The following is a 21992-nucleotide window of genomic DNA, read 5'->3' as shown; positions in this document are numbered from 1 at the left end:
ACTTATATTGATGAATATAAATAAAAAGATTGATGCGAATTCTCACATCAATCTTCTTTATTATTGTTGTTTCTCATATACATGGTAATAATACGTATACGGGTTTTTTTCATCTGTTAAACCTTTTTCTACAAAAATCTCTTTCCAATTTGTCATATCCATTTCTGGGAAGAATGTATCTCCTTCAAATGCATAATGGATTTTTGTTATATACAATTTGTCTACATAAGGTAAAAAGAGATCATAAATTTGCGCCCCGCCAAAAATAAAAATCTCTTCTTCATTTTTACATAGTTCAAATACTTCTTCTACAGAATGAACAACTTCACATCCTTCAACGTGATATCCTTCATTACGAGTTACAATAATATTACGTCTTCCAGGCAGCGGTCTACCAATCGCTTCATAGTTCTTTCTTCCCATAATAAGCGGGTGACCCATCGTTGTTTTCTTCACGTATTGTAATTCACTCGGTAAACGCCAAGGTAAATTATTATCTTTACCAATTACTCTATTTTCGTCCATTGCGACCATAAATGAAACAATCATTTTTTCATCTCCTCTACAATTATACTGCAACCGGTGCTTTAATTGCTGGATGCGGATCGTATCCTTCAATCGTTAAATCTTCCATTTCAAAATCGAAAACAGATTTCACATCTGGATTTAATGTAAGTTTCGGGAACGGACGTGGTTCACGTGCCAATTGCTTTTCTACTTGTTCAAAATGATTTGTATAAATGTGTGCATCACCAATTGTATGAACAAATTCCCCTACTTCAAGACCACATTCGTGTGCAATTAAATGTGTTAGTAGTGAATAACTTGCGATGTTAAATGGTATTCCAAGGAATATGTCACCACTTCTTTGATATAGCTGACAAGAAAGCTTTCCGTCCGCTACATAAAACTGGAATAATGTATGACAAGGGGGTAATGCCATACTTGGTACGTCTTCAGGATTCCAAGCAGAAACGATTAAACGACGTGAGTCTGGTGTTTTTTTAATCATTTCAATTACATCTTTTAATTGATCAAGTGTCTCACCAGCTGTCGTTTTCCAAGCTCGCCACTGTTTACCATAAACGTCTCCTAAATAACCATATTTATTTGAGAAATCATCATCTTCTAAAACGTTCTTTTTAAACAATTCCATCTGCTCATCGTACTGTACTTTAAATTCTTCATCTTGTTGTGAGCGAAGACCAAAATCCGTCATGTCAGGACCAGTATACTCATCACTTTCTACCCAGCTCTTAAACGCCCATTCATTCCAAATATTATTATTATGCTGCAATAAATAGCGAATATTTGTATCACCTTTCATAAACCAAAGTAGTTCACTTGCTACAAGGCGAAATGGTACTCTTTTTGTCGTTAATAAAGGAAATCCTTTACTCAAATCAAAACGCATTTGATATCCAAATACAGATACAGTTCCTGTCCCTGTACGATCTTCTTTCTTCGTACCATGTTTCATTACATGGCGGCATAAATTTAAGTATTCATTTTCAGCATGTTTCATATGTAGGAAAACCTTCTTTCAATCGTATATGCAATTTATCATAACATGAAAAATGGTAAATTTAATAATCCTAATTAATAAAATTTCTTCCGCTAATTCTTACAAAATTATTAACTTTCCAAATTTAAAAAGGTTTTCATTTTCTATTACCGAAAGTATAGTGCGGTAGAACAAAATTTATATTTGGAGGTTAGAAGTATGTCTAAAATTGAAACGCCTGTTATGACTTCTTTACAAACAGCGGTTGAAAAAATGATGAAGGATTTAAATGTTCCTGGTGCTGCTGTCGCTGTTATAAAAGACGGTGAAGTTATTATTTCAGAAGGTTTCGGCTATCGTAATATAGAAACAAAAGAGGCTGTTACACCGAATACTCGATTCGCAATCGGTTCCTCAACGAAAGCATTTGGCACACTTTCATTAAGCTTGTTAGCACAGCAAAAAAATTTTAATTGGGATATCCCTATCCAGTCTTATATACCTAACTTTACTTTATCTGAACTACTTGCTAGCTCACAAGTTACAGGACGGGATTTAGCTTCTCATCGAACCGGTGTAAGCCGTCATGAGGCTCTTTGGTATAGCTCTTCCTTATCTCGAAAAAATCTCGTTGAAAAAATAAAACATTTACCACTTGATGCGCCGTTCCGAACAGCGTTTCTATATAACAACTTAATGTATACAACAATCAGCTACATTGTGGAAAATATTACAAATAAAACGTGGGAACAATACGTTACAGAACATATTTTAGAGCCTTTAAATATGAATCAAACAAACTTCTCTGTTACAGATTCACAAACTACAGATGATTATGCTTTACCTTACGTTGAAAATGAAGGTAAAATAAAAGAAGTTCCATTCCATAACATCGATACAGTTGGAGCTGCTGGGTGTATTAATTCTACAATTGAAGATATGGCAAATTGGGTCCTTCTTCACTTAAACAAAGGTAAATTTGGAGATCATGAATTAATCTCCTCTGAATTATTACAACAAATGTATACACCACATAATTCCATTCCAGATCAACCAGTTTTATCACTTCCTGAATCTCCATTAAATAGTTACGGTCTTGGTTGGTTTATTAGCGCTTACCGTGGTAATAAGGTAATTCATCATGGCGGTAATATTGATGGGTTTTCAGCACTTGTTTCATTCATACCAACAGAAAACATAGGCCTTGTCATTTTAACGAATGCTGGAGGAACATTACTTCCTACTTATCTCGCTAATCAAATTTATGACGAACTACTTGAATTAGAATCCATTGATTGGCATAAACGTGCTGTAGAAGATACTGAGAAAATGAAGGAAATGATGAAAGAAGCAACTGAGTCGCTTCCTGAACAAATTAAAGGGACTACACCTTCTCACAAGTTAGAGGATTATACTGGTACTTTTGAACATCCTGCATACGGAACATTACAAGTATACAAACAAGATGATTCGTTATTTGTACAATTTATGGAGATGGAGGTTCAATTGCACCATCATCACTACGACATCTTCTCTGCAAAAATTGACTTATTCCAAATGAAAATGAGTTTATTATTCGCTTATGAAATGAATGTGAGTGGTGAATTCCCATCTCTTCAGTTACATGTGCCAGCTATGTTAAGTACTCAGCCGCTGACATTTAAGAAAATCAAATAATTATTTTGATGGTAAAAAATAAAGGTAGGTGCGAATCACACCTACCTTTTCTATTTCATATCCATCTTATCTGGTTGAAACCAAATCGGCTTCGATAGTTCAAAGTTTTTATGATCTTCTAATACAATATGAAGACGCTCTAACGTATCCTCCAACATATGCGGTGCTGCTCGTAATGTCCAGACAACTGATGAGAAAACTGTCATGCCAACGTACACCGCATATAATTTCCAGAACTCCTCTGGTATTCTCTCATTAAAGTATCCTTCTATTTGTCCGATTGAATATGGAATACTAATGTCTCTTGCAAATAGTGCAATTTTTACGAAATCATGCAGTGGGTCGCCCCAGTCATAACCATTAAAATCAACTACACCTACATATCTCCCATCCCGTACAATTATATTTTCTAAATGAAAATCATCGTGTTGAAATCGATTTGGGCGATCCTTTACATACATTTCATTTTCATCTATAAACTTAATAATTTTATCATCATTTTCAATTTTAATTCCGTATGTTTTATACGCCTCTAAATATTTCCTATGTTTTTTCATTGCTCTTTCATACCACGGAAGTATATTCTTAGGAGCTTCAAGTGTATGCATTTTCGCTAAATCTTTTCCTGCCTCTATGCCAATATCATATTGTTCTTTTGGTGAATACGTAGACAATAGTCTCTTCGCATCTTCCCCTTCTAAATATGAAAAAATACTATAGCATACACCTTCTTCTTCCAATATACCTATTTCAATTGGCCTTTGTGCCTGTACGTTACATTTTACCATTTCATTTAAAATTTGAAACTCTATTTTCTTTCTTTCATACTCTTTTATATCGCCTGTCCGAAATAAATATTTTTCATTATTCGCACTCATAATTATATATTTCTTGTCAGGCGAAAAACCTTTAGAAATTTCTTTAATATCCACTGCATCTTTTACAATTTGTATATTGTTTTGCTGCGCTGTAATTATCTTCATATCTATTCCCCTTACATTTCTGCCTTTGGTGTATAAGCAACTTCTACAATAAATCCATTCGGATCGTAAAAATCAATCGTATAGTAACCTTCCGAATAATGATTCATTTCAATTGGACCACGTATTACCTTCACTTTCGTACTAGAAAGAAAATCTGCTACTTCATCAACTACTTCTCTATGAATAGCTTGATAACAAATATGTCTAGGCCCTAACGTCCTTACGATTTCCTCATCTACTTCTTTAAAATATATTTCACTTTCTCCTGTGCTATATGCTACTTCATTTAACTTTCTCCATCCAATTATGGAAAACAACTTATTATAAAAAGAAATGGACTCCTCCAAATTCGCTACCCAAAATTCAATATGATGAATGCCTGCTCGAAGTGTATTCATATTAAGAATACGCTCCTTGTACTACTTCCACAATTTCCATCGGCTTATGAACCATATAATCTGGTGCATCTTTTTTCACTGTTTCAATGACATCATATCCCCAAGATACCCAAATCACGTTCACTCCAGCCTTTTTACACGCTGCTACATCTCGCTGTTCATCACCAACGTATAACATATCCTGCTCTGTTATCTTTTTCGATTTTAAAAATCTTTTTATCATTTTATCTTTACCAAACAGATTTTTAGAACAATACACTTCTTGTATATTTTCTATATCATTCTTGTGTAAAAATGCCCGAATATGCTCTTCTGAGTTAGATGATATAACCGCAATACCGTATCCTTTTTTATATAGTTCATCTAATACATCCTTCATCCCATGAAATAAAACAAGATCTTTTATAGCAGGCTGATATAATTTATAAAACTCCAACGCTAATATCGGTAATTTATACAGTGGTACATCGAGTTGTTTACATCTCTCTGGCATCGTTAATTTACGTAAATGTTCAATTTCTTCTTCCTTTACCGTTTTATATCCGTGCTTTTCAGCAATTTGATTATAAATTGGTACAAATATATTTTGCGAATCTACTAATGTGCCATCAAAGTCAAAAACAATGTATTTTTGCATCTCCATACTCCTTTTACTTCTTTTTTCTAAACCTATGTTATTCAACAACATAGTTGTCTGTCCCTTCTATAAACATAAAAAAGAACAAGATTTTCTCTTGTTCTTTTTAAGACAACCATTTCGGCGGTACATTTGTATTCCAATAAATATTTCCTAACTCATGATGTCCAGAGTATCCATCATCAAAACGGTGATAATGGAAATTAAAATAATAACCATCTTGCGGCGGATGATCTCTTCTTACATGGAAACGCAATAAATCATTTCCTGATTTCGTATCGTAGACGTGAAAAATCTTTTCATTATTTCCACCAGCTGGTTTTTGAGAAATCGCTAATGATTGTAGTGAGTCTTCTGGTACATCACTAGCAAGCTCAGCAATTGCCTCTTCAATTTTCGGTAATATTACATCTTTAAATTCATCTTCAATTACTGGACCAATTTTAGTACCAAACTTTTGCATCGACTGCTTCTCTGCTTCTTGCATTGCATAAGTAATAAAAGTATCGGTGGTTAACCTGTCATTCGTTTCTTCATATGTATAGGACGTGCTCTCCAAACTTTGTTGCCCAGCTGTGCTCGTAGGCTTGTCCGCAGCTTTGGCATTATCAAGCAATATGGAAGGAGGCGTCACTAAACCAAATGTAAATACGGTAATTAATGCGACTAAGGTTTTTCTAAACCAATTTGGCATTTATGTTCCCTCCCCTTTCACTCATTATTTTTTATATAACGGTGGTTTCTTCTATTATACAAAATGATTATAATTTTTGCACTTTACAATTTTGTTAACGTTCACATATTTTTCACTTGAATATGAAATTGTAAGATTTCATACAATATTAATACCACAATATTGAGGAGGCACTTGAATGACTTTAGATGTCATGTATTCCGCCGCAAGCATACTCGTTTTAGTATATTTTATTTCTCAATGTGTTACAGACTAGAAAAAGAGCCGTCAATGGCTCTTTTTTTATGGTAAAAATACAATCCATACAATTAATAAAATAAAAACAAAGCCACCAATCACAGCTGGCAATAAATAAAACTGGGCAAGTATAACTATTGCATACAAGAGTATTGCTGGTAGTAGTAAATAACGATCTGCCTTCCACCTTAGCAAAAGTAATTTTCCTTCTTCACAATATAAATGAAGAAACATTTTTTTCGTAAATTCATTCCAATAATCACGCGCATAGCGAGAAATTGCAACTACAGTAAATACAAGAACAATAGCTGCAATCCACCTTGGAGTCATGATTATACTTGCAGTACTCATACATACAATTTGAATATAAAATATTCGTGCAGTACTTGTACGGAAAAATTCTTTCAAAAAAGATTCGATAATAAGAGAATCTGCTTTTTTTCCTAATAGTCTTTTAGAACGCGGAAACATCCACGGTTTTTTATTCGAGCTACTCGGTTTAGCTGCATGACCACCAACTTGCATAATTCCGCTCGTCCAGCGCATGCTTTCCTCTTTTTCTTTCTCGATTTCTTTAAAAAAGAACTTTTTATAATTCATTTTCTCTTTTACTAATACACTACTTAAGAAAATTACTAGACCGATAAATAGAATTGAATAATATAGATTTTTATAAATAAAAAATAAACTAATTCCAAAAAAGGACAAGCTCATAGAAAATACTACATTTTTTACAATCCATAAAACCCATCGTTTCCCCACCTGTACATGAATAAATCTTGTTAACAACGACAACATAAATCGAAATATAGTAAAGAATACCCAAAATAATACGACTTGTATCTCTGTTACTCCGATACTTTTCATCAACACTGGTAACATAATAACGACTACTATTACATTCGTTATCGCTATTCGAACAAATGTGTACATCATGCCATACTGGACTAATTTTCGCATATGTGTTGCATACGAAATTAAAAATAAACTATCCGCTTGCTCAAAAAACGAACGAACTCCTCTCGGATATGTTACTAGATAAAATGCGAGTAATCCTAATCCGAAATAAATCGTCTCTTCCATTGATAATTCATTTATCCATAGTGACCTATAATAGATTCCCATAAATATAAGTGTTGGAATAATAATATATAACGCGACTGTCCAATCTGTTACCGAACATATAGAATTCCACTTCCGCTGGAGCTCATGACATAATCTTTTATAAAATTGTTGTTTAATCATGTTGTTCACGCCTTACAATTATATCAAAACAGTCTAGTAATGAGCTATCCGGCATTTCCGCTAACATTTGAATAGATTCTAAATGTCCATCTGCGACTAATGTACCTTGTGAAATGAGTAAAAATCTTTCACAAATTTTTTCAGCAGTATCCAATACGTGCGTACAAAGTAAAATTCCTGCTCCGCGCTCTTTTTCTTTATATAAATAACTTAAAAACTCTTTCGTAGCTACTGGATCTAAACCGATAAAGGGTTCGTCAATTATATAAAAATCTGGCTCAGTTAAAAACGCCAATATTAGCATCGATTTTTGTTTCATACCTTTTGAAAACTTTGATAAATATTCATGTTTATGCTTATCCATTCGAAAAGTATGTAATAATTGTCCCGCTCTTTCTTCCCAGCTTCCCATTTCACTTCCACGAGCTGCCATTAATAATTCAATATGTTCCCAGAGCGTCAAGTAATCATAGTATGTTGGATGTTCTGGTACGTATGCATACGGATTTTTCTTTTCACCGAATGATATTTCACCGTCCATATTTACAAGTAATCCCAGCATCGTTTTTATCGTCGTACTCTTCCCAGCACCATTTGCTCCAATAAGAGCAACTAGTTCACCTTTTTCGATAGAAAAAGCTATATCACGAATTGTTTTTTCACCTATTTCATATCCAGCTGAGCGGATATTTACTTCTAACATGCATTTCCCCTCTTTCCATTTCCAATACAATCAAGGAAAAGAATAACATATAACTATCTATATATCATTATAAAATATTTATTTTTATGGCAGGAAAAAACATTTTTTAACAGAATACTAAATGTTTGATTACATTTTATTGGAGTGGATAATATGTCTTTTCAAATTCGTGAAGCAACGATAGATGATATAGACGCACTTTGTTCTTTAACAAAAGAATTAAAAGGTTCCTCTATTTCCTATGAAGATATGAACAATCGATTACAATTCGTACAAATGAGTCCGTTTGATTTTTTATATGTTTACGAGGAAGAAGAAACTATATTTGGATTACTTGGATTTCGTATACGTGAAAATTTAGAAGATGTAACACGTTATGGAGAGATTTCAATTATTAGCGTTGATTCTAACATACGACGTAAAGGCATTGGACAAGTTTTGATGGATTATGCAGAACAATTAGCAAAGAAACATAATTGCATTGGCACATGGCTAGTTAGTGGAACAAAAAGAGTAGAAGCTCATCCTTTTTACAAAAAATTAGGCTATGAGGTAAATGGCTACCGATTTGTAAAACATTTTTAAACTACTTATAAATTGAAGGGGCTATAACTATGACAAACATTAAAGCAATTTTCATTGATCGTGACGGTACAATTGGTGGTGACACTACAATACATTATCCAGGATCTTTTACATTATTTCCATTCACAAAAACATCCTTGCAAAAACTAAAAGCTAAGAATATAAAAATTTTCTCTTTCACAAATCAACCTGGGATTGCAGATGGAATAGCAACTGTAGCCGATTTTGTACAAGAATTAGAAGGCTTCGGTTTTGATGATATTTATGTATGTCCTCATAAACACGGTGATGGTTGTGAATGCCGTAAACCGAGTACAGGCATGCTGCTTAAAGCAGCAAAAAAACATAGGCTTGATTTAACACAATGTGCAGTAGTTGGTGATCGCTGGACTGATATTGTTGCAGGAGCAAAAGTAAATGCGACAACGATTCTAGTCCGAACAGGCGCTGGGTATGATGCTTTGCATACGTACCGAGACAAATGGGCACATATTGAACCAAACTACATTGCAGATAACTTTGAAGATGCAACAAACTGGGTTTTAAATCAACTATAATACAAAGGTAGCAAGTTCCCTTTTGATAAGCAGACATTGCAATTCAAATTATATTTTTTATTACTAACAGCAATTAACGTAAAGAAGGAATAGCTTAGTGGCTATCCCTTCTTTATTGACTTCTATTATTTACATTTGTTATCTGTTTTTATTGAGTATTCTCATCGTTTTTATACTCCAAAATATCCCCTGGCTGACACTCCAAAGCTTTACATATCGCTTCTAATGTTGAAAAACGAACCGCTTTTGCTTTCCCATTTTTCAAAATAGAAAGATTCGCCATCGTAATTTCAACCTTCTCCGAAAGCTCCGTTACACTCATCTTTCATTTTGCTAACATGACGTCAATATTAATAATAATTGTCATATCCGCCACCTCAAACTGTCAAATCATTTTCTGATTTTATGTTAATTGCTTCTTGTAGAAGGCGTTGAAGGATAGCGGTAAAAACAGCGCTAACGAACGAAGCAAAAATGATAATAAGTCCCACTAACCCAATAGGAGGTTCCATTTTCTTCGCTATAAAATGAAAAAGTGGCAAACCTAATACATACAAACCACTGATTGTAACTGCACAGCGCTTTATATTCTTTAACGACTTTACAGTATATTGACGAGAACGCTGTGTTCTCGTCAATATACTGTAAAAGATTGAAAGCCTGATAAAGAGCAACATAAAAAGGCACAGCTGCTCCATACATCACAATGAAAACAAGATATTTTATCGGAGCGATATTAGGATACAAATTCGCTACAAAATTCGCCATTTCCGGCACTAAAAATATGCATAAGGCAAGCACTGCAATTCCAGAAAGAAAAATAATTACTTTTAAGAACGTTGTTGAACTTCATTTAAGATTCATTTACAATAACTCACTTATTTAATGACAACATAATTTTACCACATAATTTATCGTTTAACAATAAATAAATATCGTTTTATCGTTATTGTCATACTTTTTAATTTAGGCAAAAATAAAAAAGAATTTCTCATTACAAAGAAATTCTTTTTCTTGAAAATGCCTCTTTCAACTTAATTTTTTAAAACGTTAATTCGTAATGGAAATAACGATTATCTCTCAAATAACCATTTTCAGCATATAATCGTTGTGCTGATAAATTATCAATCTCTGTTTGTAATTTTACACCTTTTGCTCCATTTTCTAATGCGTATTCTTTAGCAGCTTCTAATAATTTTTTACCTGTTCCGGCTCCACGCTTCGCCGCTTGTACAAATAAATCATTTAAAATCCATAATTCTTTCATTGAAATGGAAGAAAATGATGGATATAGTTGTGTGAACCCAATATATTCGCCGTCTTCAACTGCTACGAAAATAACGGACTCTTTTTTCTCAATTCGGTTTCGTAAAAATACTTTTGCCCCTTCTAAATCAGAATCCTGCCTATAAAACATGCGATAGTTATTAAAAACTGATGCTAGTCCATCTAAATCTGCAATTGTTGCCTCATATATTCTCATTTTACTCCATTCCCCTTCCAATACTGTCTCATTATATCCGTTGCCCATTTAGGCTGGTGTATTTCTTCTTTCGGCATAAACTCTTTCATTATTGGTTTTATATCCAATATAGGAGTGCCATCAATAGCATCTAATCCCTCAACAATAATTGATTTACCTTCTCTTTTGATCACCTTTACAATTGTTACACCTATGCGATTCGGGCGATTTTTCCCGCGCTGTGCAAAAATACCTACTTCAGGATAATCCTTATTATTTCTAGGATGTCTAGCAAAATACTGAATTTGCTCGTCAGTTACTTTATGAAAATAAAAAACAACTTCAATATGAGAAAAATCTTCAATCCCTTGTATACTTTCTTCTGCATACATTTCAGTTAAAGTTATACGGGATCTTACTTCTCCCCACTCATCATCTTTTATTTCCTTTCTTTCATTATGTACAAATGCGATTGGTTGAACTGAAAACATGCGCATTCCCCCTTAAATGTAACCACTTACATTATAAAATATTTTCTGAATGTTTTCCAGATATATGAATTTAGTTTACATAATATAATTACATTCTATCTAGAGCTACCTTGACTGCTTCAATTGCATGTATATGAGTCGTATCAAATATCGGGACAGATACGTCTTCTTGCTTTATTAATAACCCTATTTCTGTACAACCTAATATGATTCCCTGTGCTCCTTTTTGCACTAACTCTTCGATGACTCTTTTATAATATTCTCTAGATTGAGATACTATTTTTCCTAAACATAATTCTGTATATATTACTTTATTTATTTCTTTTCTATTTTTTTCTGATGGTACTATTACTTTTATATTATTTTCTTCTATACGTGACTTATAGAAATCTTGCTCCATTGTATATGTAGTTCCAAGCAGACCAACCTTTTGAATGTCTTTTCTTTTAATTGCTTTTGCAGTTGCATCAGCAATATGTAAGACTGGAATATCAATTTTCGCCTTTATTTTTCCAACTACCTTATGCATTGTATTTGTACAAATGATTATAAAGTCTGCTCCTCCCTTTTGTAATGAATATGCCGCATTCCCTAGAATTTCTCCAGCACCATCCCAATCTCCGCTAGACTGACATCGTTCAATCTCTTCAAAATCCACACTATTAATCAAACATTTTGCTGAATGTAGCCCTCCTAATCTCTCTTTTATTTCTTCATTAATAATTCGATAATATTCAGAAGTTGATTCCCAACTCATACCACCTATAAGACCTATCGTTTTCATATAAACAACACCTACCTAAACTTTTTTATAAAACTAATAACAACGTTTTATTGTATATATTATACATAATAAAACAAGACTTTAAGTTTGAAATATAAAGTCTTGTTTTACGGAATTTAATATGGAAATAATAAAGAGTAATTGTACTTTCATTTCCAAGGAAATTTTTATAGAATATTCTGAAATTAACAATCTGATGTTTTTATAAATTCTTTATACTTATAATTAAAACACTCTCGATACAACGCTTTGATTTCATCATATGATGGAACACGTGGGTTATTAGCTGGGCTACCACTTTCAATTGCATCTGATGCCATTTTAGAAATAGCATTTTCAAATTCAATTTCATCGATTCCATATTCTTTTAAATTTGGAATACGAAGATCAAAGCAAAGTTTTTTTATTTCCCCAAGCGTGTAGTCTGCTACTTCCTCATCAGAATTCGAATACAAATCCTTATTTAAACTACGTCCAATTTTTGCTAACCTTTTCACTGCACTTGTTTTTGTAAACTCTAACACTGTAGGTAATAGTATGGCATTTGATATTCCATGCGGTACATGAAATAATGCTCCCACTGGCCTTGACATTCCATGAACTAATGTAACTGATGCATTAGAAAATGCAATTCCAGCTTGTAAGGAAGCAATCATCATCGCTTCTCTTGCCTCCATATTACGTCCATCTTCATATGCTATACGTAAATATTTCATAATACTTTCAATAGCTGAAAGAGCAAGTACATCTGTAAGTGGCTGTGAAAATTTAGAAATATAAGCTTCAATCGCATGACATAACGCATCTATTCCTGTTGCTGCCGTAATTTGTGGTGGTAACGAACTTGTCAAAACTGGATCTATAATTGCTACTTTCGGTATAAAACTAGGATGCTTCATCATCATTTTTACATCTGTTTTTTTATTCGTAATTACTGCTACACTTGTAACTTCCGATCCAGTACCAGAAGTTGTTGGAATTGCAATAAGTGGTAGTGGATTGTTTTCTATTTCAATATCCTTTTCGACATAATCCTCAACTTCTCCACCATTTGTATATAAAACCGCTACTGCTTTCGCAGCATCAATACAACTTCCACCACCAATACCGATAATAAAATCACACTTTTCCTCTTTACAAAGAGATAAGGCTTCTAACACGTGTATATTTGTAGGTTCAGCATCCACTTTATTATATGTACTAACAGTAATACTTTTCTTATTTAGTTGTTGTATACACTTTTCAAGATATCCTAATTTCTCCATAATTGTATCAGTAACTATAAAAGCTCTTTTCCCTAACTTTTTTGATTGTTCCCCAAGTTTTTCAAGCGAATTCCTTCCATATAATACCGACTTTGGCATACGAAACTCAGAAACTTCTTGCAAGTACTCCACCCCTTCTTATCCTATTTAATATTTTATGATATAAATTATCGATTTGATGAATCTTTACGATTCGAATTTTTAATAGAGTCCTGTTAAAGTATAGAACGCGATAACTAAAAATACAGCAACCGTTTTCAAAATTGTAATAGCAAATATATCTTTATAGGACTGTTTATGTGTTAATCCTGTTACTGTAAGAATAGTAATAATAGCCCCGTTATGCGGTAGTGTATCCATTCCTCCTGATGCCATTGATACGATACGGTGCATAACTTCTAATGGAATATCAAATTGATTGGCCGCTGCAATAAATTTATCTCCCATTGCACTTAATACTATTCCCATTCCTCCTGATGCAGAGCCTGTAATTCCAGCTAAAATATTCGTCGTTACTGCACCATTCACTAACGGATTTGTGAAAGTAGCAGAGATGCCATCTCTCATAATTACGAAGCCTGGAAGTGCTGCAATGACACCACCGAATCCAAACTCAGCTCCTGTATTCATCGTTGCAAGTAGCGCTCCACCAATACTTGTATTCAATCCAGCTTGGAAACCTGTTACTACTCGCTTCCAATATAATAATAACGTTGTTAAGATCCCTATAATAAGTGCCAATTCTACAGACCAAATTCCTACTACTGCACTTAATTCTACTTTTCCAAATGCTTTCATACCAATTGCAGAAAAATCAAAACCGCTTGGATACCACTTTGGTATCATAATAGTAAACACTTTATTCATTACACCTACTAAAATAAGTGGTATAAATGCAATAAGTTGTTGTGCTCTTGTAATTTCAATGTTATTAATTAATGGCATATTTTTTTGTTCTAATTGCAAAGATGCTGCCATTTCAGTATTTCCATCATTAAAACCAAAATATCCTTCACCTGCCGCTTTTGCCTTCTTACGTCTACTCTCTAAATATAGTAAACCTAATGTAAGAACAAAAATTGCTCCTACAATGCCGAGTATCGGTGCAGCATAAATATTCGTTTTAAAAAATGTTGTAGGTATTACATTTTGAATTTGTGGTGATCCAGGTAGCGCATCCATTGTAAACGTTACTGCTCCAAGAACAATCGTTCCAGGGATTAAACGCTTTGGAATATTAGCTTGTCGAAACAACTTAGCTGCGAACGGATAAACAGCAAACACTACTACATACACACTAACACCACTATACGTTAAAATAGCCCCCATTAATACAATCGCTAATATAGTACGTTTTTCACCAACTAACTCAATAATCGTTTTTGCGATAGAATCTGCAATTCCTGAAATTTCCACTACTTTTCCAAATATTGCTCCTAATAAAAACACAGGAAAATATAACTTTATAAATCCAACCATTTTCTCCATAAAGATATTAGAAAAGAAAGGTAATACATAACTAGGTTCTGTCAAAAATACTGCAAATAATGCAAATATCGGTGCGAATAAAATAACAGAAAAGCCTCTATATGCTACGAACATAAGTAAACTTAGTACTAATAATATAATAACTAACTCCAATTTTACCCCTCCATTAAACAGAATATTCTAAAATTTATTGATAAACTTCTACTAATCTTTTAATTCTGACATCCCTCCTCTTATTCATACAATTTTTTCATGCTAAAAATGTCTAATTATAAATATTCGATTACATATGAAAAATCCCTTTAAACAGAAACGAATTCCTCATCATACGTTATAAAGGGATTGTTAGTACCTATATTTACTGATTTATTAAAATTTTTCTTACACAAAAATGATACAGTTCTTCAACATCTTTCACTATGTAAGTCGCACTAACTTCAGTCAGTTCTTTCTCACAGCCATAGCCATATAAAACACCAATTGAAGCAATTCCATTCTGATTCGCACCTATTATATCGTGCTTTCTATCACCAATCATTATCATTTCTTCTTTATTTAGTTCTTCATTTGTTTGTAAAATATGAGCAATTATTTCTTCTTTTTTTATTCTCGTACCATCTAAATTACTTCCAATGATATCTTCGAAATAATTCGTTAATTGAAAATGCTCTATAACTTGTTTCGCAAATACAGTGGGCTTTGAAGTAGCTACGAATATGCGATTTCCTGAACTTTTTAATTGTTGCAAGAGCTTCAGAATCCCCTCGTATACATTATTTTCAAACAATCCACGCTGCTTTAAATACTCACGGAAGTAAAAAACTGCACGTTCAACCTCTCCTTCACTCATATTATATCTCTCTACGAATGATTGCTGAATAGGAGGACCTATAAATGAATCTAACTCACTTATATGTACTTCTTCAATTCCTACTTTTTTTAACGCATACAAAACCGAATTTACAATCCCTTCTTTCGGATCCGTTAAAGTTCCATCTAAATCAAATAGAAATGTTTTATACATGTTTCATTCCTCCACTTAATTTGCTGTATAAATAACTGCTAACATCTCTTCCACTTCTCCCTATTATACTATCATTATCTATTTTTTCGAAAAATCAATTTCCATATGTCACATACTTTCAGTTACAAAATACGATAGATATGATAAAGTAAAAAAGTTACAATTATTTTAATAGAAACTGGTGAAACAAATGTCAATTACGTTAATTTTTATAATGGCTTTCACAATTGTAATCCACGCAGTTGAAACAAGCTCTTATAGTATTCGATTAGCGGGGGTTCGTTTAAAGAAGATTGCTGTCGCATTATCCGTCGTAGGAATCGTATTACTCATTTCAAGAACGTCAAACTTACTACAAGCCTTTTTACTTGGCGGGATTGTGGACGAAGCAAAACTAGATCCTTCTATTGATTTAGAGCATATTATACGTCTTGTACTATTATCTGCTTCTATCGGTACATTGCTTGCGATTATACTGTATCCAACTTTGACAAAACTATTTGGATATGTCATTCAAAACTTTGAAACAGACGGTTCTTTCATTCGAATGATGAAAACGAATAACATTCAAAAATTAAAGTACACAAAAAAATATGTCCGCTTTCCAAAGTTAGAAATGATTCATAGACTGCGTATCGGTGGTATTCCAAAGCGTATTATGCTTATTAACATGTTTGCTACTGCTATTTATACAGCTGGGGTACTTTCTGCCCTTTACGCTTCTTTTTTAAATCCAGATTATGCAACAAATGCAAGTACAGCTTCTGGCCTTGTAAATGGTTTCGCCACTATTTTATTAACTGTATTACTCGATCCACGCATTGCTCTTTTAACAGAACGTGCTTTACAATCAGAAAGCGGTGCTGAATCTATGAGTAAAATGTATGGTTGGCTAATGATTTCTAGACTTCTCGGCACATTATTGGCACAACTACTATTTGTACCAGGTGCTTACTGGATTTTATGGATTATTGAACTTATGCATTAATTTACTAGAAAGGTGAATTTATCAATGAAGATCAAAACAGAGAAAGATATAATTCGCTTAATAGAAAACGACGAATGGATGATGAATGTATTACAAATGGCAAAATCACTAGAGTTACCTGATTGGTGGGTTTGTGCCGGCTTTGTTCGTTCTAAAATTTGGGATACTTTACATGACTATGAAGCTAAAACGGCTATGCCTGATGTTGATGTGATTTATTATGATAGTCTACATCAAGATGAGATATACGAACAATCATTAGAAACGAAATTAATGAATATTGATGCTACTATCCCTTGGTCTGTAAAAAATCAAGCTCGTATGCATGTAGTGAATAATATGCCACCATATTCTTCTTCTGTTAATGCTATTTCTAAATTCCCTGAAACAGCAACGGCTTTAGGAGTTACACTTGATGAACTAAACAATGTTATATTAACAGCCCCATGTGGTATTGAAGATGTCCTTTCCTTACAAGTGAGACCAACAGCTCATTTTCTTAAATCGAAAGAACGACTACATATGTACAAAAACAGAGTTATAAAAAAGAATTGGCAAAGTAAGTGGCCTAACATCACAATCACATATCCAGAAATTTAGAAAGAGTGCCTCTCATTTATAGAAGCACCCTTTTCTTCATTTCAAAAAATGTATGACTGTTTCTGCAAATCTATCTGCTTCCTCATAATGAGGTGAATGACCGCTCTCTTCAAATACGATATACTTGCCTTTTCGGGCATCTTTATTAAATGTTTTAATTTGTTCTTCACACGTTACTACATCATGTTTTCCTACTATTAATAACATTAGATTTTGTACATCTTTTATTTTTGATAATAATGATGTATGACATGCTCCCTCTAATTTTAATCTATCAAAGTGCATTTTGGAGCGATTTGAAAATATTTCCCACTCTTCATCACTGTATAAACTCTCATCTGTCCTATCTTCCTTATTATTGTAAATCTCCATTCTTTTTTCTTCTAATTCAGCGCTTAATCTTATATAAGCTTCTAACAACTCTTCTGAACTAGCATCGCTAGATGAATAAGCAAAGCACTCTTTTGCTACTTCTTCTTTTCCATACTTTTTTAATAAATGCCCTGTCTTTTGCAACAAAGCTCTACTTGTTAATGCAAAATCAAAAGTTGGTCCTTCAAATATTATTTTCTCTATTGAACTTGGATATATCGACGCATAAAGCAATGCTACATATCCACCGAAAGAATGTCCAATTATAGACCACTTCTCAATTTGTAATACTTTTTTTAATTCCTCACAGTCTTCAATCAAATCATTTAATCCAAAAGCTTCGTCTTCAGTAATTTTTTCTGAACGACCAACACCTCTTTGATCTATCATAATTACATATAGAGAATCTTTTAAACGTTCCGCTTGATGAAATGAAAAATCATAACAACTCTCTCCTGGTCCACCATGCAAGTATAAGACTGGCTTATTTTTAGGATTTCCATGTGTTTCAACGTATAGCTTTTTCCCTCTAATATTCATATACTCTCCTGTTTCTATCAAATTCGCCATAAACATCACCATCTTCTTTTTTTACTGAATATTATAACATTTATTGTTAAATAATCCCTATTACATTTAAAAAGACGATAATGATTGCGAGCGGTGCTACAAATCGAAGTAAAAATGCCCAACAAGTAAATACTTTCTTTCCATAATTTCCACCTACAAAAAACTCTGCTTCTAGTATCTTCTTTTCCATTTTGAATGAAACGAAAATACTAATAAATAGTGCTCCAAGTGGCATTAATATATTACTAGATAAGAAGTCTACTGCATCAAAAATATTCTTTCCGAAAATCGTAATATCACTCCATACTCCAAATGATAACGCTGATGGTATACCTACTAAGAAAATGCCGAAACCGATCAGCCATGATAATTTCGTTCTCTTTTCTTGTTCACCATTTGCTAATGCTGAAACAACAGTTTCTAGTAGAGAAAATGCCGATGTTAATGTCGCAAATGTAAATAGTGCAAGGAATACTGTTAAGAAAAATCCACCGAATGGGATTTGACTAAATACAGATGGTAATACGATAAATAGTAATCCAGGTCCTTCTGTCGGCTCCATTCCTAATGAAAATACGGCCGGAAAAATGGCAAGACCTGCAAATAAAGAAACAAATAAATTCAATCCAACAATTGTTATTGCTGATTTTGGTAAACTTTCTTTTTTATTTAAATAGGAACTATAGGTAACCATAATTGAAATCCCGATACTAATTGCAAAGAATGATTGCCCCATTGCGAACAAAATACTTTCCGAAGTAATCTTTGAGAAATCTGGTTGTAAGAAAAACTTCACACCTTTCATAGCATCATCAAGTGTTAACGAACGAATAATAAGAGCGACAAATAAAACGAACAATGCTGGCAACATATATTTACTTGCTTTTTCAATTCCGTTTTGTACACCCTTTGATACAACCCATATCGTAATGAACATAAAAGCGAAATGTCCCATAATAGCCCAAGTGGGATTCCCAATTGTTTCAGTAAATAATGCTCCGTAATTTTGTCCCGGTGCAATTAGTTGTCCAGTAATTCCTCTGAATAAATAAATTAACACCCATCCACCTACAACACTATAAAATGAAAGTAGTATAAAACACGTTCCAACACCAAGGCGTCCAATCCAGTGCCACCCTGTATTTGGTGCAATACTTTTAAATGCGCCAACTGCTTGTTTCTGCGTACTACGTCCAATCATAAATTCAGCTATAAGTAGTGGTAATCCAATTAATATAGTAAATAATATAAAGATTAAAAAGAATGCTCCTCCCCCGCTCTTCCCGGCGATATAAGGAAACTTCCATATTGCGCCAAGTCCAATTGCTGATCCTGCTGCAGCCATTATAAAACCTAATTTCGAAGTCCATTGCTCCGTTTGTTTCATCTCATTTTCCTCCTAATTAAATCTTTTTATATAGATAAATAAATTTTATAGACCTATCCAAATAAACCCTCCACTTCTTTTTCCATATAATAAAAAAATGGCCTAGCATCTCTATATAAAGAGACGCTAAGCCATTTACTTAACGCGGTACCACCCTTATTGATTCCATTATGAATCCACCTTAGTAGTAATCGTTTGATTACAAACCTAATATCGAAGGTTAACCGTTAAGATTTACTAAGAATGTGATTCCGTTCCACCTTACTGCTCCTAGGCGAGTTCAGGATGTCATTTGACTATGTCGCACCAACCCATAGCTCTCTGTACAAATACATGACCTTACTACTCCTATTCAACACATTGTAATATTTAGAATATATTTTCTTTTGAAATTAATATGAAGTATATCGGTTATATTTGTAACTGTCAAGGGGTATATTAATTTTTTGTCGAAATGGTTCATATTGATAACTCACTTTTACTAAGCTTATTAGCAAAAGAAAGAGTCTATATTTTCATCTTTTCAAACGAACTATAAAAAGAATCTTCGCGATAATCGCGAAGATTCTTTTTACGGTATAAGACGAGTACAATCTCTCGGAAAAGCACTCGCCTCTCGTACATTTGTTAATTCTAATAGTTTATATACAATCCTTTCTAACCCAATTCCGAAACCTCCATGCGGGGGACAACCGTATCGGAATGTATTTAAATAAGATTGAAATTTCTCTGGGTGTAATCCTTTTTCTTTAAACGAAGCGAGTAACATTTCATAATTATGAATTCGCTGTGCCCCTGACGTTATTTCTAACCCTTTATATAATAAGTCGAATGAATCAGTAATAGCTGGATTCTCTTTATTTTGCATCGTATACATCGGTCTCGCTTCTTTCGGATAATGTGTAATGAAAACAAATTCACTATTATATGTTTCCTTTACATATTTCCCTAGTAACTTTTCACCTTCTGTATCTAAATCCCCTACAGGAGATTCTTTACGATACTTACTTTTCAAAATTTCTTGTGCTTCTAACAATGTAATTTTAGGTATTTCAGTAATAACAGGTACTTCTATTTGTAATAGTTGTAGTTCTATTTCACATTTTTTCGCTACTTGTTGAAACATATATCGTAAAACATCCGTTTCTAGTTGCATCACTTCATAAAAATCATGAATAAAACCAAGTTCTACGTCTAACGATATATATTCATTCAAATGACGGGAAGAATTATGATGTTCCGCTCTATATACAGGTGCAATTTCAAAAACTCGTTCTAACCCACCTGCCACCATCATTTGCTTATAGAACTGTGGTGATTGTGCTAAATAAGCTTCTTTTTGGAAGTATGGAAGCTTAAAAACATTTGCTCCTCCTTCTGCCCCTTGCGAAACAATTTTCGGCGTAAAGATCCGTGTGAAATCGTTCTCTATAAGAATTTCACTAAAGCTCTGAACGAGTGTAGATTTCACTTTAAAAATCGCTGCGGTTCGCTCATGCCTTAATGATATTACTCGCTCATTAAGTAGTTGATCTAAGCCCACTTGTAACTTCTTTTTATTTATTTCAAATGGAAGTGGTTCTGCACCGTTTATTACTTTCACTTCATGAGCAAGTACTTCAACACCCAATTCTGTTTTCGACGTCTCGACTATTTCACCGATTACATGGACAACACTTTCTACATCAACTTTATATCCAGCCAATCCATTCTCTAATACACATTGAATTACTCCTGTTCTGTCCCGTAATAATAAAAAACTAACATTTCCAAGATGCCGAATTTTTTTTACCCATCCTTGAAGTAATACAACCTTTCCACTTTGTTCCATACATTCTTTTGTGAGTGAACGCTTCATTATTGAATTCATTATTTTTCCCTCCAGTAATTTTATATTTGTTTACGTTATTGTTGTCATCGTCATCATCCACGGTCACTCACCCCCTTTCAAAGAATACAAAAATCCGCCCCTATAAATAGGGACGGATTTTTTTCCGCGGTACCACCCAAATTGTCATACTGACCATCTTAGCCCTGATAACGGTAGGTACCGTTTGCTTTTACTAATAATCACGTTCAAAGCAACACTCACAGGTGTCTTTCCATCATGCGGTATCACAACCTTCTCAGCAACCGGCTGCTCTCTGTAGACCTTTGCACCATGTACTTTTCCTGATCATCACTTTTTATATTTACAGAGTATTCTAACTTCTAACTTTATAAAATGCAAGATTTTTTTTGAAACATTCTGATTTTCTAACTCCTAACTGCTTCTAAAACGGGAAAAGTTAATTTTGTAATACATATTCTTATGTATCAAATCCGAAATTACACATCTAAT

24 protein-coding genes and 2 other annotated features are annotated in these 21992 nt (G+C 33.5%); of the genes, 5 read left to right on the top strand and 19 right to left on the bottom strand.

The genetic code is table 11. From position 1 onward, the window contains the following. Positions 1 to 60 precede the first annotated feature (60 nt). Together AC0ONG_RS09700 and AC0ONG_RS09695 are read right to left on the bottom strand one after the other, a co-directional pair. Positions 61 to 549: a dihydrofolate reductase gene (locus tag AC0ONG_RS09700; RefSeq protein ID WP_000637207.1), complete on the bottom strand. Its 489-nt coding sequence runs from the start codon at positions 547 to 549 to the stop codon at positions 61 to 63. 19 nt (positions 550 to 568) lie between these two features. Then, positions 569 to 1525, bottom strand: coding sequence for a thymidylate synthase (locus AC0ONG_RS09695; RefSeq protein ID WP_000679615.1), 957 nt, complete (start codon positions 1523 to 1525; stop codon positions 569 to 571). Positions 1526 to 1723: 198 nt separating this feature from the next. Here AC0ONG_RS09695 and AC0ONG_RS09690 point away from each other — a divergent pair, with 198 nt between their 5' ends. After that, the gene (locus AC0ONG_RS09690) at positions 1724 to 3181 is read left to right on the top strand and encodes a serine hydrolase (protein ID WP_016077780.1); all 1458 of its coding nucleotides are present in this window, start codon (positions 1724 to 1726) and stop codon (positions 3179 to 3181) included. A gap of 50 nt (positions 3182 to 3231) precedes the next feature. Here AC0ONG_RS09690 and AC0ONG_RS09685 read toward each other — a convergent pair whose 3' ends face one another. From AC0ONG_RS09685 to AC0ONG_RS09660, 6 genes are all read right to left on the bottom strand, one after another. Next, positions 3232 to 4164, bottom strand: coding sequence for an aminoglycoside phosphotransferase family protein (locus tag AC0ONG_RS09685; RefSeq protein WP_136996378.1), 933 nt, complete (start codon positions 4162 to 4164; stop codon positions 3232 to 3234). An 11-nt stretch (positions 4165 to 4175) separates the two neighbouring features. Further along, positions 4176 to 4562: a VOC family protein gene (locus tag AC0ONG_RS09680; RefSeq protein WP_001094667.1), complete on the bottom strand. Its 387-nt coding sequence runs from the start codon at positions 4560 to 4562 to the stop codon at positions 4176 to 4178. A gap of 1 nt (position 4563) precedes the next feature. Next, the gene (locus AC0ONG_RS09675) at positions 4564 to 5199 is read right to left on the bottom strand and encodes an HAD family hydrolase (protein WP_001174980.1); all 636 of its coding nucleotides are present in this window, start codon (positions 5197 to 5199) and stop codon (positions 4564 to 4566) included. A 106-nt stretch (positions 5200 to 5305) separates the two neighbouring features. Next, complete coding sequence (locus AC0ONG_RS09670) at positions 5306 to 5893, bottom strand: YpjP family protein (RefSeq protein WP_001134421.1); 588 nt, start codon at positions 5891 to 5893, stop codon at positions 5306 to 5308. A 282-nt stretch (positions 5894 to 6175) separates the two neighbouring features. Further along, the gene (locus AC0ONG_RS09665) at positions 6176 to 7375 is read right to left on the bottom strand and encodes an ABC transporter permease (protein WP_000595437.1); all 1200 of its coding nucleotides are present in this window, start codon (positions 7373 to 7375) and stop codon (positions 6176 to 6178) included. Continuing rightward, a complete protein-coding gene (locus tag AC0ONG_RS09660; protein WP_000895248.1) occupies positions 7368 to 8078 on the bottom strand; it encodes an ABC transporter ATP-binding protein in 711 nt (236 codons plus the stop codon). Before AC0ONG_RS09660 ends, AC0ONG_RS09665 begins: the two co-directional genes overlap by 8 nt. A 153-nt stretch (positions 8079 to 8231) precedes the next feature. On the opposite strand from AC0ONG_RS09660, the gene AC0ONG_RS09655 reads away from it, so the two are divergent. Both AC0ONG_RS09655 and AC0ONG_RS09650 read left to right on the top strand, forming a co-directional pair. Beyond that, positions 8232 to 8663 (top strand): GNAT family N-acetyltransferase, encoded by a 432-nt coding sequence (locus tag AC0ONG_RS09655; RefSeq protein WP_016077782.1) that lies wholly within the window; start codon positions 8232 to 8234, stop codon positions 8661 to 8663. A 29-nt stretch (positions 8664 to 8692) separates the two neighbouring features. Next, positions 8693 to 9220, top strand: a complete 528-nt coding sequence (locus AC0ONG_RS09650; protein WP_016077783.1) for an HAD-IIIA family hydrolase — start codon at positions 8693 to 8695, stop codon at positions 9218 to 9220. A gap of 148 nt (positions 9221 to 9368) precedes the next feature. On the opposite strand, the gene AC0ONG_RS09645 is transcribed toward AC0ONG_RS09650, so the two are convergent. The 8 genes from AC0ONG_RS09645 to AC0ONG_RS09610 form a co-directional block, all read right to left on the bottom strand. Beyond that, positions 9369 to 9542: a helix-turn-helix domain-containing protein gene (locus AC0ONG_RS09645; RefSeq protein WP_015945765.1), complete on the bottom strand. Its 174-nt coding sequence runs from the start codon at positions 9540 to 9542 to the stop codon at positions 9369 to 9371. 55 nt (positions 9543 to 9597) lie between these two features. Further along, positions 9598 to 9897, bottom strand: a complete 300-nt coding sequence (locus tag AC0ONG_RS09640) for a DUF2975 domain-containing protein (protein WP_170962483.1) — start codon at positions 9895 to 9897, stop codon at positions 9598 to 9600. 365 nt (positions 9898 to 10262) lie between these two features. Then, positions 10263 to 10703, bottom strand: a complete 441-nt coding sequence (locus AC0ONG_RS09635) for a GNAT family N-acetyltransferase (RefSeq protein WP_001223866.1) — start codon at positions 10701 to 10703, stop codon at positions 10263 to 10265. Further along, complete coding sequence (locus tag AC0ONG_RS09630) at positions 10700 to 11173, bottom strand: SAM-dependent methyltransferase (RefSeq protein WP_000493250.1); 474 nt, start codon at positions 11171 to 11173, stop codon at positions 10700 to 10702. The genes AC0ONG_RS09635 and AC0ONG_RS09630 overlap by 4 nt, the downstream gene beginning before the upstream one ends. Before the next feature lie 88 nt (positions 11174 to 11261). After that, the gene (locus tag AC0ONG_RS09625; protein ID WP_000848566.1) at positions 11262 to 11957 is read right to left on the bottom strand and encodes an aspartate/glutamate racemase family protein; all 696 of its coding nucleotides are present in this window, start codon (positions 11955 to 11957) and stop codon (positions 11262 to 11264) included. A 185-nt stretch (positions 11958 to 12142) separates the two neighbouring features. Continuing rightward, positions 12143 to 13345: an iron-containing alcohol dehydrogenase gene (locus tag AC0ONG_RS09620; protein WP_001158664.1), complete on the bottom strand. Its 1203-nt coding sequence runs from the start codon at positions 13343 to 13345 to the stop codon at positions 12143 to 12145. Positions 13346 to 13423: 78 nt separating this feature from the next. Continuing rightward, positions 13424 to 14863 (bottom strand): GntP family permease, encoded by a 1440-nt coding sequence (locus tag AC0ONG_RS09615; RefSeq protein WP_136996384.1) that lies wholly within the window; start codon positions 14861 to 14863, stop codon positions 13424 to 13426. 205 nt (positions 14864 to 15068) lie between these two features. Next, positions 15069 to 15734, bottom strand: coding sequence for an HAD family hydrolase (locus AC0ONG_RS09610; protein ID WP_000278487.1), 666 nt, complete (start codon positions 15732 to 15734; stop codon positions 15069 to 15071). Between the two features lie 190 nt (positions 15735 to 15924). Between AC0ONG_RS09610 and AC0ONG_RS09605 the strand changes: the two genes are divergently transcribed. Together AC0ONG_RS09605 and AC0ONG_RS09600 are read left to right on the top strand one after the other, a co-directional pair. Beyond that, positions 15925 to 16722: a lipid II flippase Amj family protein gene (locus AC0ONG_RS09605; RefSeq protein WP_000028912.1), complete on the top strand. Its 798-nt coding sequence runs from the start codon at positions 15925 to 15927 to the stop codon at positions 16720 to 16722. 24 nt (positions 16723 to 16746) lie between these two features. Beyond that, positions 16747 to 17322: a nucleotidyltransferase family protein gene (locus AC0ONG_RS09600; RefSeq protein ID WP_000695364.1), complete on the top strand. Its 576-nt coding sequence runs from the start codon at positions 16747 to 16749 to the stop codon at positions 17320 to 17322. Positions 17323 to 17358: 36 nt separating this feature from the next. Here the strand turns inward: AC0ONG_RS09600 and AC0ONG_RS09595 are convergent, their stop codons facing one another. The 3 genes from AC0ONG_RS09595 to aspS form a co-directional block, all read right to left on the bottom strand. After that, entirely contained in the window at positions 17359 to 18264 is a 906-nt protein-coding gene (locus AC0ONG_RS09595) for an alpha/beta fold hydrolase (RefSeq protein ID WP_194792621.1), read from the bottom strand. Positions 18265 to 18310: 46 nt separating this feature from the next. Next, on the bottom strand, positions 18311 to 19651 hold the full coding sequence (locus AC0ONG_RS09590) for a sodium-dependent transporter (protein ID WP_000814513.1): 1341 nt from the start codon (positions 19649 to 19651) through the stop codon (positions 18311 to 18313). A 116-nt stretch (positions 19652 to 19767) separates the two neighbouring features. Then, positions 19768 to 20016: a binding site (T-box leader), on the bottom strand. Between the two features lie 206 nt (positions 20017 to 20222). Beyond that, a complete protein-coding gene (gene aspS / locus AC0ONG_RS09585; protein ID WP_001084710.1) occupies positions 20223 to 21521 on the bottom strand; it encodes an aspartate--tRNA(Asn) ligase in 1299 nt (432 codons plus the stop codon). Positions 21522 to 21626: 105 nt separating this feature from the next. Continuing rightward, positions 21627 to 21840, bottom strand: a binding site (T-box leader). Positions 21841 to 21992 lie beyond the last annotated feature (152 nt).

Source organism: Bacillus sp. TCT6 (assembly GCF_056033845.1).
This window is presented reverse-complemented; position numbering and strand designations above follow the sequence as displayed.